Below are 13,446 nucleotides of genomic sequence, written 5' to 3'. Positions count from 1 at the left end.
TTAGCAGGCCACTGCGGCGACCGTCAGCTGATGGAAGTCCCTGCACAGCGACTCGAGCCTCAAAGACCTGACGTGCACCCCGGCCAGATCGTTCCGTCACCACTGCGCGGAGTCCCTGATCGAGGGTTCGCGGCACCGCCTGCGGACCCAGGTGAGCTACGACTGGATTCGGCAGTGCGCGCCGCCCGTCACGTGCCCTGTCACTCGCGCCGTCTATCCGATACCCGGGCCGCTCAGGACACCCGGCCGCGGGGCAGGGTGAAGCCAAAGGTGGCCCCCTCCCCAGGTTGTCCCTCGGCGAACACCTGACCACCATGCTTGAGCACCAGGCGCCGCACGCTGGCCAGTCCGACCCCGGTGCCCGGCACCTCGTCGGCGCGGTGAAGCCGCTGGAACAGCTGGAAGAGCCGATCCTGGTACCGGGGATCGAAGCCCAGCCCATTGTCTCTCACGCAGACCTTCCAGCCGCCGCCCTGCACCTCCGCCCAAATCTCAATGCGGGCCGGCTCCCGGTGCTGCGTGAACTTCAGCGCGTTTTCCGTCAACTGCGTCAGCACCTGACTGAGCGCCCGTTCATCGCCCCACACGGCCGGCAGGTCCGCCACGGTCCACTCGACGTCGCGGGACAGCAGGTCCGGCAGCAGCGTCATCTGGATGCGTGCCACGACGCTGTTCAGGTCAACCACGCCCGGCGTGAGGGTCTGCTGCGCGGCGCGCGACAGGTCCAGCAGCCCATCAATCAGGGTGTTCATCTGCCGTCCAGACTGCTCGACCATACCGAGGTAGCGGGCGCTGCGGGCGTCCAGACGGTCCCCCAGCGTCTTGCGGGCCAGTTCCAAAAAGCCGGTGATGTGCCGCACTGGCGTGCGCAGGTCGTGCGACACGGAATACGAAAACGCCTGGAGTTCCGCGGCGCTCTCGGCCAGCTCCTGCGTGCGGATGTCCAGCGCGTCACGCTGGGCCGTCACGAGCCGCGTCTGCCGCGCCCGGTCGAGCGCAAGGTCGAGGCTGCGGCCCACCGCGCGGAAGATGCCTTTGCGCCGCTCATCCCAGACCACCTCGGTCTGCGAACCGATCATCAGGACGGTGTCCAGTGTGCCATCCACGAAGTAGGGGTACCCCGCGACGGCCTGATAGATCCCGGACGCCTCAATGAGGAGGCCCGTGTCACGCCAGTGATCAATGTACGTGGCGGTGCCTTGCTGAAGGCCGCGGGCAATGCCGGAATGCTCCAGTGGAAAGCCTCGTTGCAGGTGGGGCAGCAGGCCAGGATCAGCCGATGGACTCCAGGCTGTGGCACTGAACAGTTCCCCGCTCCGCTCGAAGTAGGCGGCTTCCACGTCACAGGTTTCGTGCAGCAGCGTGATGGCCCGCCCGACGAGGGTGGCGAGGTCAGTTTCACTGCCCACCGCTTCCGTGAATGCGACGAAGGCAGCGTGCGCGGCCCGCTCCTCCTCGAGTTGCCGAGTCTGCTCGACGTTCAGCGCGGACGGCACCTCCAGCTCGTGGGTCTCCCCCGCTGCGCTGAACCGTCCGAGGGCGAGCGCTCCCACATCCGCCAGCGTGCGCAGGAAGCGCCCCTCCTCAGGCGTCATGGACTGCTCCGCACTGAGGTGAAGAATCAGGACGCCGAACGACTGACCGCTCAGGGTCATCGGCAGCACGGACGGACGCAGGTCGTCACCATCAGGGCGGGCAGGAAGCGGGAACGTCAGCTGGACCTCACGCCGTTCATCAGTGGACTGGGCGTTCCTCAGGTCCACCTGCTCGGGGGTCAACGGGTAGGCCTCAGACAGGGAGCTCAGGTCAGAGAACCCGGGTGGATCATCTTCCTGTACGCCCGCGGTCTCGACTGGCCCACCGCTTCCAGCCATCAGGATCTCCCCTGCCCGCACGCCTGTGACCTGAAGCGCCGCAGCCACCACCGTGCTGGCGATTTCCGAAGCGGTGCCCAGGGTGACGAGCATGTTAGTGGTCTGCTGCAGGATTTCGGCCAGAGAAACGGACGGCTCCCGGGCGGAGCCAGACGGCGACGACATGGCCTTACCATACCGTCTGCGCCCGCAGACCTCGGCTCCGCCCACCATTGTTGAGCTTGAGACGGAGTGATCAATCTTTGTTTTTCAGCTCAATCCAATCAAGGAGCCTGGGCCGCCGTCTGGTCGACGCGGACTCGTACGCGGACATTCCAAACGGGCCGTGCGTCTGAGCAGCACTCTTTGATTGAGGGCATAGCGGCTCACATCTGGTGGACGATGGCGGCCCCGTTGCAGCCTTCAAGACTCTCAGGCTGTAGCCAAGTGGGGTGCACAGCACGGGCTCTCCGGTGGTGAGTTTTGAGGACGCCCTCGTCCACCCTACGGTCTCGTGGGCGGGCTGGCCACCGTTGGGATGGGGCAGCATCAGCCGCTCACCTGGCATTCGGCTGTCTCTGTGGAGTCAAAGGACTAGGGTAAAAGGACCCGTAGTTTCTGAGGGGAATGTCATCGGCGATTTGGGTCAACGGTTGGGCTTTCCCGCCACACCGGTCAACAGCCTAACAAAATATAGCGTCTGCGATGCTCATCCGATTCGGTTACCCGATCGCTCAGGTCGCTCTGTTATTTCATCAAATAACACGCAGGGCCCTGAGGGGATAAGCTGGCGGCGTGAAGACAGTGACCGTGTTCAATCATGCGGGAGGCGCCGGCAAGACCAGCCTCGTCCGGGATGTCGGCTATGAACTCGCGCAGGGAGGGCAGCGGGTGCTCCTTATTGATCTCGATCCCCAGGCAAACCTCACGGGCTGGCTGGGCGTGGATGGCGTCCAACGCCAGCAGACGGTGTATCCCGTCGCCGTTGATGGCCTCCCCCTGCCCCCACCCATACACGTGCATGGCCTCGGGCTGATTCCCTCGCACGTCAGCCTGGCGGTCGCTGAAGGTCAGATGATGGGCCGCGTCGGCGCACAGATGCGCCTCAGGCGGGCCCTCCACGAAGTCCAGACCCAGTACGACGTCGTCTTGATCGACAGTCCGCCGAGTCTGGGGCAACTCTCCATTCTCGGGGCCCTGGCAGCCGACCACATGGTCGTTCCGATTCCCACGCGGCAGAAGGGGCTGGACGCCATGCCCGGACTGCACGGCGCCTTCACCGAGTACCAGGAGGTGCGGCCCGACCTCACCGTCGCTCTGTACGTTCCGACCTTCTACGACGGTCGCCGCCTGCATGACCGGGAAGTACTGGCCGACCTGCAAAAAACCCTCTCTCCACTGGCCGCTCCCATCCCCCAGCGGGAAGCGGTGTGGCTGGACTCGACCGCGCAGGGGGCCCCTGTCGGCGCGTACGCCCCGGGCAGCCCGGTCCACCGGGATATTCAGCAGGTCACGTCAGACGTGGCCGCCGCCCTGAACCTGCCGTACCAGGTGAAAGCATGACGCGCCGTCCACGACCGGAGCGCCGCCGCGACCTTGAGGGGCTCCTTGGGACAGACGTGCCGGACCTGACGCAGCGCGCACTACCAGACCGGCACCTGCCAGTCAGCCAGCTGACGGTCGGGGCCACGCAGCCCCGGCGTGCGTTTGATCAGGACGCCCTTGACTCTCTGGCCCAGAGTGTGCGCGAGCACGGCGTGCTGCAACCCATCCTCGTGCGACCGGTCGGACAACAGTATGAGATCGTGGCCGGCGAGCGGCGCTGGCGTGCCGCCCAGCTCGCTGAACTTCAGGAGATTCCGGTCGTCATCCGGGAAATGGATGATCAGGAGGCCCGCCGCCTAGCCCTGATCGAGAACCTGCAGCGCGACGACCTGAACACCCTGGACGAGGTCGACGCGAAACTGGAGCTCGTCTCTCAGGTGCTGAATGTTCCCCTGGCAGAAACGCGGACGCGGCTCATGCAGATGCTCCGTGAAGCGCCTGGGCCCGACCATGTGGCCCTCGACACCCTGTTCAGCACCCTCGGGGAGCAGTGGACGTCCTTCGCACGCAACAAACTCAAAATCCTGAAATGGTCACCGCTCCTCCTGGATGCCGTCCGGCAGGGACTCGCGTACACAGCCGCGCAGCAGATCGCTCAGGTCAGCGCGGAACACCATCCTGGCCTCATCGCCCTGGCCCGGACCGGGATCACACGCGCGCAATTGCGCGAAGAAATCCGCACACTCCAACAGCGGGCATCAGCACTGACACCCACGCACCAGGTGGCCCGCCACCTCGCCAGCACGCGGTGGCTCAAAAGCCTCTCCGCTGCGGAACAGAAGGAGCTTGATGGCTGGCTGTCAAAGATGCCCGACTCTATAAGGAACAAACTGAACCCCTAAACCCTAGTCCTCCACATTCCACAAGAGCCCGCCATATGCGGAGGATTACCTCACACTTCCCTATTCCACGAGTGGGCAACCTCATGTGCGCAGGCCAACGGCACCACTCGTCTACCTGGTCTGAGTGCAGGAGTACCTCACCCGCCTCACTCAGCAGAAGCTCTTGACCGACCAGAACCAGGAGGGGACGCAGGAGGTAGTTTGGCTGGTGTCGCACTACTGAGCGACGGCCGCTCTTCCCCTCTTGCGGAATGGACGGTTCAGCACAACGGTCTGCCGGATGCCTCGCCCCTCTTGATCCATGTCATCAATGCACCAACCTCAGACCATACGCCTCGCTGGCTGAAGGGGCCCCGAACGAAGGCGCCGACTCAACCTGGCAGGCTGATGTGTACAGAGAGTTGCATCATGGCCGTAACTACACACCGGATGCCCGCAGTAAGACTCCGCGGTCATGAGAGGGCGAATGCACATTCATTCCCAGACAGCTGAAAGCCTGCGTGAGGCGTGGCAGGCATCAAGGCGCGGTGGCCCGGAGTTGGTGCTGCTCGAAGGTGCGGCTGGATTGGGGAAATCGCACCTGCTGCGGGACCTCGCCCGCGCGGCCGCTGTGGACACCGGCACGGTCCTGATCGTCCGCTCGGACCCCCTGCGTGAGGTGCTTCAGGGGCAGCTGGGGCTGCTGGAATCGCGGGACGCGGCGCTCATCGCGGCGGGGCGCCCTTTTCTGCCGGAACACCCGTGGCCGAACGTGGTGGGGCGCCCCAGCCGGGAAGCGCCGGACGTGGTGATCGCCCGCGCGCTGAGTGACACGGTCACCACCGCCGCGCCGCTGCTTCTGCTGCTGGAGGACGTGCACAGGTACAGCGGGCAGGCGCAGGCGTTCGTGCAGGCCCTCTGGTCGCGCCTGCTGCTCGGCGCGCGCCCCGCACTGCTGGTCCTCACGACCCGGCCGCTGCCGGAACACCCTGCCGCTCAGGACCTGCAGCGCGCCGTGGAGCACACCTCGCAGATGATCCGGGGCGCGCCGTGCCGGCGCGAGGTGCTCTGCCCGACTGACCGAGCGGGCATCGAGGCGCTGGCCGAGTCGCATCTGGCCGGGCACGTGCCAGAACCGCTCACCGCATGGCTCCTGGACCGCACCGGCGGACACCCGCTGACCATCCTTGAGGTGCTGCGGCTCCTGTGGGATGTGGGCGCCCTGCGGCGGGGCGCGTCCGGCTGGAAGTTCACTCCGCCGCCTGAGGGCGCGGTGCCCACGGCCCTGACCGCCGCCATCCTGAGTCGATTGCAGAGCGTGCCGGCGGCGTCCGGACCGGGGCGCCTCCTGGCGGCCCTGGCGGTGCTGGACACGGCCGATGAACGAACGTGGCAGGCGGTGGCGCAGGTGAACGCCGAGGTGTTCCACGCCGCGGCCGCGTGGCTCCAACACCGGGACTTCGTCCGCCTGGCACCGGGGGGCGGCGCCCCTACGTACACCTGGGGGCACCCGCTGTATGGGCCGCTCATGCAGGCGGACCTGCCCTGGCCGGAGGTCACCGAGTTGCACCGCCGCGCCGCTGGCCTGGCGCACCTGGAGGCCGTGGCGCGCGCCCGGCACGCCCGGCGGGCCGAGACGCCGGACGCCGCGCAGCTCACGCGGCAGGCGGTGCACGCGGCGGCCGCCCGGGGCGCGCACAGCGACGTGATTCAGGAAGCGCGCGCGCTGCTGGCTGCGGAACCCGGCGATCCGGACGTCACGGCCGCCCTGATTCGCGCCCTCTCGTTCAGCGGTGCCCTGCAGGAGGTGCTGGACCTCACGGACACGCTTGCGCCGGCGGCGTGGACGCCGCGGCTGTACGCCGCGCGGGCGCAGGCCCTGATGGAGTTGGGCCAGCTCGCGGCGGCGCAGGCGTTCGCCCGTGACGCCCTCACGCGCGTGCCACCCGCCACGCTGGAGGAAGAACTGCTGGAGGACGTGCTGTTCCGCGCGATGATTCACGACGGGCAGTTGGACGAGGCCGAACGCGGCCTGACGCAGGCTCTCGCCAGCCTCGGCGAGGGCCGCGTGGGGCGGCACATGCTGCTGCTGGAGTTGACGGCCCTCGCGCGTCACCGGCGGGGCGATTACGCCGGCACGCTCCGGCTGGCCCGCGAGGCGGTCCACGTGGGGCAGGCGGGGCAGCTGTTCGAGAGTCTGGACCCACGGGACGCGGAGCAGGGATTCTGGGCCCTGAACAGTGCGGGCGGTAGCGCCATTCACTTCGCTCTGTGGGACGAGGCGGCCGCGCACCTGACAGCCGCGCGCGAACTCGTGGTGCGTCACGCCATGACGTCACGGCTGATGCTGGTGGAAGGCAACCTCGCGTACATCCACCTGATGCGCGGCGAGTACCCGGAAGCGGAAGCCAGCAGTTGGACGCAGCTGCGCCGCGCGGAGCAGAGCGGCAACGCCCGCGTGCACGGCGCCCTGATGTGGAACGTCGGCATCTGCCGCCTGTGGCGCGGTGACCCCGCGCAGGCCCTGACGCTGATGCAGCGTTCTGCGGAACTCTGGCCGAGTGTCGGCAGTGCCAACGCCACTGATTTCGCCGAAGCGCTCGCCTTTCAAGGGCGACTCGACGAAGCCCGCCAGATGCTGGGGGAAACCGATCACGACTATTACTGCGAGCATCCCAGCTCACGGGCCAGGGTCCACCTGCTGCTGGGCGAACCAGACGCCGCGCTGCGGGAAACTGAACGGACGCGCCCCGAGGACGGCGCGGGGACCTGCGCCCGCTCCGCGCTGGTGCGGGCGCAGGCGTACCTGATGACCGGTGATGAGGGGGCCGCGGAGCGCGCGCTCGACGACGCGCGCACGCTCGCGGCGGCGGGGCACCTGATCAGCGTGCAGGCGGAACTTCAGCTGACGGACGCGGTGCTGCAGCGCCGCGCCGGGCGGGACAGCGCGCAGAGGGTGTGGGCCGACGGGCAGAGGTCACTGCTGGCAACGGACGGACGCGGCCACCTGCAGTTCGTGCGCACCCTCTTCCCGGCGGAGACGGCGGCACTCAGCGCGGTACCCGACGCGCCCCCACCGGCGGCCCGGCTGAGACTGTTCGGTCCGCTGCACCTGGAGCAGGCCGGCAGTGTCCGGCCGTGGAAAGCGCGGAAGGTGAAGGAACTGCTCGCGCATCTGGTCTGCGCACACTACGGTGAAGGCAGCGGGACGCTGAGCCGGGACGCATTGATGCTGGCCCTCTGGCCGGACGCCGACCAACGCAGCGCGGAGTACAACTTCCAGAAGACCCTGACGCGCCTGCGCGACACCCTGCAGGGCGCCGCGCTCATCACACGGGACCCGCAGGGCCGCTACGGCCTTCAGGCGGTGCACGCGGACGTGGACGACTTCCTGGCCGCCCTGCACGCCGGTCGGTACTGCGAGGCCGCGCAGCAGGTCACCGCGCCCTTCCTGGCGGACGTGGACCTGGACGCCGCGGCGGCCCTGCGAGACGCGCTGAACGTGCAGTGGCGGGACGCCGCCCTGACCCTCGCGCTGACGGACGCACCGGCCGCCGCCCCTCACCTGGCCCGGTGCGTGGCACAGGACCCACTGGACCTGGAGGCCACTGTGGCCTTGTTGCAGGTGTACCGCACGTGTGGTGACCTGCGTGAGCATGTCCGCTGCCTCACCCGCGCCCGGCAGGCCTTCCTGGCTGCGGTCGGTGAGGTCCCAGCCGAACTGCGCCGGGCACAGCGGGAGGCTGGCGAGCCGGACCCGCTCACCAGTCTCCCGCTGTGCCCGGGCCTCAGCGGTGCTGGGTGATGGTGCACGTCCCGGCCTCGGTCGGCGTCGCCGTGCCGTTGGGGCTGTACAGGGCGGTGCCAGTGAAGCTGGCCGGTCCGATCCCCAGCTGATCCACCCGGCAGGCGAACACCCGGCCGTCATCCGCGAAGACGCCGGCCACCACGGTCGTCTTCCCGATCTGGATGCCCACGTCGCCAGCGGCCGGCCCAGCCGCGCGGCCCATCCAGATGCCCTCCGAGGGCCTGACGGTGCTCGTCCAGGTGCCGTGCGGGGTCGTGATTGTCCACTGGTCACCCGTCTGCGGCGCCACCGGCCAGACCGGACGAACGGCGGCCCGCACGCCCGCCAGCGCGGCGGCGGGGCCGAGGGTGGCGCTGCAGCCTCCCAGCGCCACTTCACTGTTCATGTCGTACGCCGTGCCCGTGAGGACGGCGCCGCCCGCGCCGCCCTGTTCGATTACGCAGACCTGCTCAGACGTGGACGACACGATCATGAAACTCAGATCCTCGGTCTGCGCCGTGACGCCCATCACTACCGGAGGCGTGCGGGAGACCACGCCACTCCAGTTGCCTGCGTTGTTCTCGAGGGTGGCTGTCACGGTACCCGATGGGGTCCGGACACTCCAGACCTGACCTGCTGCCAGCGGATACGGCCACCGGGACGACGGGTTGACGCCCGCGACCCGCAGTTGCGCCGTGCAGGTGCCGCGCGCCTCAGCCGGGCCGTCCCGCTTCGCGTAGAACGACAGGCTGCCCTTGTAGAGAGGGCCGGACCCCTGGTCCAGCCGGCACGCCCAGTAGCTGTCGGGACCCTGAAGGGTGAGCAGAGACAGGACCGTCTTGGCGCTGTTCAGGATGAACCAGCCTTTGGACGCGCCGCGCGGCGTGCTGACCTGCAGTTCACGGTCACCGTCGGCGTCCACTGCGCCGGCCGTGGCGGTCCAGGTTTCACCGGCGGCCGACACCGTCCAGACCTGCCCGGTCTGAAGGGCGGGCGGCCATGATGACTGCGCGGTCGCAGTGGGCAGGAGCATGAGGATGCTACTGAGAGTCAGAGTGCGTGGGCGAAACCGAACACGAAGCGGATTCATGCAGTTATTGTCCGGTTGGCCCAGGACAGTTGGCAGGACACTTCCGTATGGAGGGCAGTTTGATGCTGAGTTCGCCTTGCTTGCGGATCACCGTCAGGGCACAAGGTGGGCTGGAGCAGACCGTTGGCGATTTGAGTCCCGTCTGACCGGCTGAGCTGCCAGAACCGACCCGAGCACGGGGAGCATGTGCAATCGGGTTTCTCTAAGCGGCAGTACGACAGTATGGCCAAGTTCCATGTGCTCGGTTCTGGCACCTGAATGTAGGTAGGCTGTTGGGCTGCGATAGCCCAGTACGCCCCCTGCCAGCAGTACCTCCTGAGCAGCCTCAGTTACAGCCTATGACCGTGTCGCCGATGTCAGCTCAACCACCTTGCTCTTCAGGACCTGCGCAACGAGCGCGATATACGTATCAGCCGCTTGACAAAATTGATATATTGCTTTCGTACAGTTGCTGACACAGGATCTGCACCATTGAGGATCTCGACGGGGCCCTGAGTAGGCGCTCAAGCGGGTCGGCGTTCAATTGGATCATGTATGGCCACGGATGATGACGAGCTTTTGACTGAAGGTCAGCTTCGACCGCACCGTAATGATGAGTCGGCCATTTTCTGGTTCGTCTGCCTCAAGACGGAAGACGACAGGCTGGCGCTGGTCTCAACTGGCCGGCTGTGGCACTGCGTCCTCAGCGTCCGAATCATTCATGCTCGCCGGGCCGTCGAGTACGTTCAGATCGTTACCACGGCTCAGCGCAATCCTCGAGATAAGCCCTCAGACGGGCCGAAGCAGCCGTATGAGTGTGCCCCGCTCAATTTCAGAGGATAATGCCGACCATGCAAACTCCTCGACTGGACTACTGCATTACGCCTTGGCATCACCATGGTTAATATCGGTTTCTGAATCTCTCGACCGACAATCTTGTGCCGCGCGCGATTGTTTTCCGACTTAGCTGAGGTTGAACTGGCAGTTCGGGTGTCACAAAGCGGGGGTCAAAGCAAGCCGGGCAAGGGGTCTAACGCTATCTACCAGAGAGTATGCGTGTACAACCATCGACTCCCTGGATGAGCTATTTGACCGGACACGTACCCGTAGTTTCTGAGGGGTTATGGCTGGGAATACTGAATGATTGGCAGGGTGCCTGTCACGACATCAGCAGCCGATTGGGCCTTCGACTCACAAGCTCAAGGCTTATCTCTATCGCTCCAGATCCTATGGTTATTTCATCAAATAACATTCAGCCCATGGCAGTGGTCGGAGAACCGACCCACGTTTTACCTGCATACGCCGGGCAACAAGCATCCGCCATAGAGGCTGGACGACCCAAAAAGTTCGACTTGAATCTGGGTCCCACAGCCAGTGCGCAGTTCATGGCTGCCCCGCGTCAGGACATCACTTGAGGCATAGAGCAGTTTGACCAATCCCAAGCCAGCGAGCCCCCGAGGTTGTCTTCGTCCACTCAGATCGCCGTATCCAAGTGCGTTTTGCACCGAGGTACTCTTCTGTCTTACTGGGGTTGATCTCTGGGCAGGAATGATTGACTCCAGTCAATACGCGCGTTCGGTGTCATTTAAGAGGGACGGAAACGTTTACCCGGCCCCTGAGTTCAGCGTAGGAAGCGCCCTGGCCCGCTCTCATGAGAGAGGTGAAACGTCTGCTCTAGCCTTCTTGGAGACGTCGTTTAGACGCTGCGCGATGGGGTCATGGGTCATGGCGGTTAAGATGGAGCAAACCGCTTCAGACTGCTCTGAGGTGTGCCGGACTTGGCAATTTCAATGTATAGCCGACGTGGGGGGACACATCCAGCCCCTGCTTGGCTTAACTGAAAGGTCAGGCTCGCGCACCCATACGCTGCTTGAACATACTTGTGGTAATCGACGACGAGAGCATCATCCGTTGCTTCCCTGGACAGGCTGCGCGAACGAACTGGATTTCCATTTCAGCTCTCAGCGAAGCCGCATTCGGGCTGGGCTCCTACAAACACACTGAGCCGTGTCGCGGACGCTGTGCGCAGCTCGACCGTCCCGTAGAATCAGGGTCATGCCCCCCCGCAAGAAGGTCAGCCGCGAGCCTGTGATGATCGACAACGGCAGCGGGTACGACGAGTTAAACCTCGGGCGGCTGTCACTGATCAGTGGGCAGAAAACTGTACCGGCAAGCCTGCGCACTTGGCAGAAGAACATCGTGACTCCGGACGGCCGACCCGTCATCATTACGTGCTCGACGATTGATCAGCAGGTAGTTCCACACGGACTCGATAACGACTTTATGGTGGGACTGCTGAACCTGTGCTTTGAGGCAGGGCTCCCCGACGGGCCGTTTACCCTGTCGGCTTACGGCCTTCTGAAAGCGGCTGGCTTTCCCGACACGGCGCAGTACTACCGTTCCCTGGAGGAGAGCTTAGTGCGGCTCAACAAGGCGCAGTACACCATTGATGAAGGGTGGTACGCGCAGGGAACGCAGCGGTGGACCACACAGTCGTTCGCGCAGGTGAGTTACCTGGCCTACCACCGGTCCACTGCGGGCATCCGGGACACCAGTGTGATCACGGTGCAGCTCGCGCCGCCCATCATGGACAGCCTGCGGTCGGGCTACATCAAACCCCTAGACCTGAAGTTCTACCGTACCCTCAGCCAGCCACTGGTCCGTGCAGTCTACCGGCAGCTGGATACCCTGCAATTTGATGACGCGGCACCTAACGGTCTCGTGAAGGAGTTGCAGTTTCCACTGATGGGCTGGGCCAGCCGACTGGGCATCGTCAGCGACCGGCCGGACAACGTTGAACGGACCCTTCGTCCCGCCCATGAGGAATTGCTGGCGAACAATTACGTGCGGCAGGTGGAAATCACCGGCAGGGGCAAGGACAAGCTAATCCGGTATGTGTTCGGTCCGCCTCCTGAATCTGAACACCCGGCGTTGGTGCAGTTGCTGGTGGACCGTGGCGTGAAGCAGGGCGTGGCCGTGCGACTGACGCTGGTCTTCCCGGACCGGATTGAGGAGGCGGCACGGCGATTTGATCATTACGTGATGACCACGCAGCGGCCGATTCACAACCGCGGTGGTCTGCTCGTCTCGATGGTGCAGCGTCCCGAGGATTTCGCGAATCTGCCTGGTTATACTTCATCCACCTCGAAGCCGTCCGCACCAGTGTCCAAGGGGGACGTAGGTCATCCGGGCAAACGGCACGGCAAAGTTGAAGAAGACATCGAAGTCTTTGAAGCCCAGGTTCAGGCGCACGTGGAGGGTCTGACCGGCCCGGAGCTGTACGAGTGGGTCTACCGGCAGTTGTCAGTACTGGGCGTCATGAAGCGCCTCAGTCCGCACGAGCGCGGTCTGCTGGAGGCGGCACTCCGGGATGGCCGCGTGGATGGGCGCCAAGTAGTTCGGGAGATGACGCGGCGTTTGCACGCTGGTGGACTGGCGATCGAGGACGCAATTGCTGACCTTCGATTGTTGATCGCGCCACAGTGAGGCGATCGGATGAGGGTGAGTAGGGGGTACACAGATGCCGCGCTCCTTCCCGTAGTTTCTGAGGGGATGCCCTGACGCTCCTGCTGACTTTCCCGTAGTTTCTGAGGGGATCAGACGTTTTATGGCGTCTGAAACGCCATTTCGATGCCCCAATCGCCCATCCCGTAGTTTCTGAGGGAAGAGAATCGCTTTGGGCTTTTCCTTCCCGTAGTTTCTGAGGTACAAGGGGAGAATGGACACCTAGACACGCCCGTAGTTTCTGAGGGAAAGCGGGGCGGAATACCCGTAGTTTCCGAGGGGTAAGGCATGCTCCTCTCCCGTAGTTTCTGAGGGAAAGCGGGGTGGAATACCCGTAGTTTCTGAGGGAAAGCGGGGTGGAATACCCGTAGTTTCTGAGGGATGAACCCAAAAAAACGCGTCTGGGACGTGACCATGTTGGCCGCTTGATGATGATCAATCATATTTTTTAATTCTTTTAAATTCTTAAAAAATCATCACATCAGAGCGAGTGAGGTAACTGAATCACTTGTGACCTGACACGGTATTCGCTGACCTACTGGCAATGGTCCCCAGTAGAGAGAGGCAGATGAATCGGGAAGGTGAAAAGGGGAGACCGGGCAGCAAGCTGGCATGACGCTGCATCACCGCTTTTCCCGTCCTCTTACTCGACTTGACGCTCTTCTGGGCCGGCCGTGGGATAGATGTCTGATGCCATTGAACGTGGAAACAGATGTAGCCCCGGCACTGCGCGCAGTGCTTCAGGGGTAGTGCTCCAGAGATGACTTCCAGAATCTGACCCTTTCGAAGAGAGGGACGAGCACACTG

6 protein-coding genes are annotated in these 13,446 nt (G+C 64.6%); 4 read left to right on the top strand and 2 right to left on the bottom strand.

Features of this window, described 5'->3' with window-relative positions; all coding sequences use genetic code 11:
• Positions 1 to 233: 233 nt before the first annotated feature.
• Positions 234 to 1,967 (bottom strand): sensor histidine kinase, encoded by a 1,734-nt coding sequence (locus tag IEY63_RS17775; protein ID WP_189070335.1) that lies wholly within the window; start codon positions 1,965 to 1,967, stop codon positions 234 to 236.
• Between the two features lie 681 nt (positions 1,968 to 2,648).
• Between IEY63_RS17775 and IEY63_RS17770 the strand changes: the two genes are divergently transcribed.
• The 3 genes from IEY63_RS17770 (at position 2,649) to IEY63_RS17760 (ending at position 8,084) form a co-directional block, all read left to right on the top strand.
• Positions 2,649 to 3,416, top strand: a complete 768-nt coding sequence (locus IEY63_RS17770; protein WP_189070334.1) for a ParA family protein — start codon at positions 2,649 to 2,651, stop codon at positions 3,414 to 3,416.
• Positions 3,413 to 4,300, top strand: a complete 888-nt coding sequence (locus tag IEY63_RS17765) for a ParB N-terminal domain-containing protein (RefSeq protein WP_189070333.1) — start codon at positions 3,413 to 3,415, stop codon at positions 4,298 to 4,300. Before IEY63_RS17770 ends, IEY63_RS17765 begins: the two co-directional genes overlap by 4 nt.
• Before the next feature lie 466 nt (positions 4,301 to 4,766).
• Entirely contained in the window at positions 4,767 to 8,084 is a 3,318-nt protein-coding gene (locus IEY63_RS17760; RefSeq protein WP_189070332.1) for an ATP-binding protein, read from the top strand.
• Here the strand turns inward: IEY63_RS17760 and IEY63_RS17755 are convergent.
• Positions 8,068 to 9,099 carry a hypothetical protein gene (locus IEY63_RS17755; protein ID WP_189070331.1) on the bottom strand — a complete coding sequence of 344 codons (1,032 nt, stop codon included), beginning with the start codon at positions 9,097 to 9,099 and terminating at the stop codon, positions 8,068 to 8,070. The two genes, IEY63_RS17760 and IEY63_RS17755, sit on opposite strands and share 17 nt — an antisense overlap.
• A 2,091-nt stretch (positions 9,100 to 11,190) precedes the next feature.
• On the opposite strand from IEY63_RS17755, the gene IEY63_RS17750 reads away from it, so the two are divergent.
• Positions 11,191 to 12,621 carry a replication initiator protein A gene (locus IEY63_RS17750; protein WP_189070330.1) on the top strand — a complete coding sequence of 477 codons (1,431 nt, stop codon included), beginning with the start codon at positions 11,191 to 11,193 and terminating at the stop codon, positions 12,619 to 12,621.
• The last annotated feature ends 825 nt before the right edge of the window (positions 12,622 to 13,446 follow it).

The sequence above is a fragment of the Deinococcus radiotolerans genome (genome assembly GCF_014647435.1).
Lineage (GTDB): Bacteria > Deinococcota > Deinococci > Deinococcales > Deinococcaceae > Deinococcus > Deinococcus radiotolerans.
The sequence above is the reverse complement of the archived record's forward strand: the minus strand, read 5'-3'. Positions and strand labels throughout refer to the sequence as shown.

What these genes read in the sequence shown, in the direction of transcription:
- IEY63_RS17750 (WP_189070330.1), top strand. Translation starts at nt 11,191, where the DNA reads ATGCCCCCCCGCAAGAAGGTCAGCCGCGAGCCTGTGATGATCGACAAC.
- IEY63_RS17775 (WP_189070335.1), bottom strand. Translation starts at nt 1,967, where the DNA reads ATGCTCGTCACCCTGGGCACCGCTTCGGAAATCGCCAGCACGGTGGTG.
- IEY63_RS17760 (WP_189070332.1), top strand. Translation starts at nt 4,767, where the DNA reads ATGCACATTCATTCCCAGACAGCTGAAAGCCTGCGTGAGGCGTGGCAG.
- IEY63_RS17755 (WP_189070331.1), bottom strand. Translation starts at nt 9,099, where the DNA reads ATGCTCCTGCCCACTGCGACCGCGCAGTCATCATGGCCGCCCGCCCTT.
- IEY63_RS17765 (WP_189070333.1), top strand. Translation starts at nt 3,413, where the DNA reads ATGACGCGCCGTCCACGACCGGAGCGCCGCCGCGACCTTGAGGGGCTC.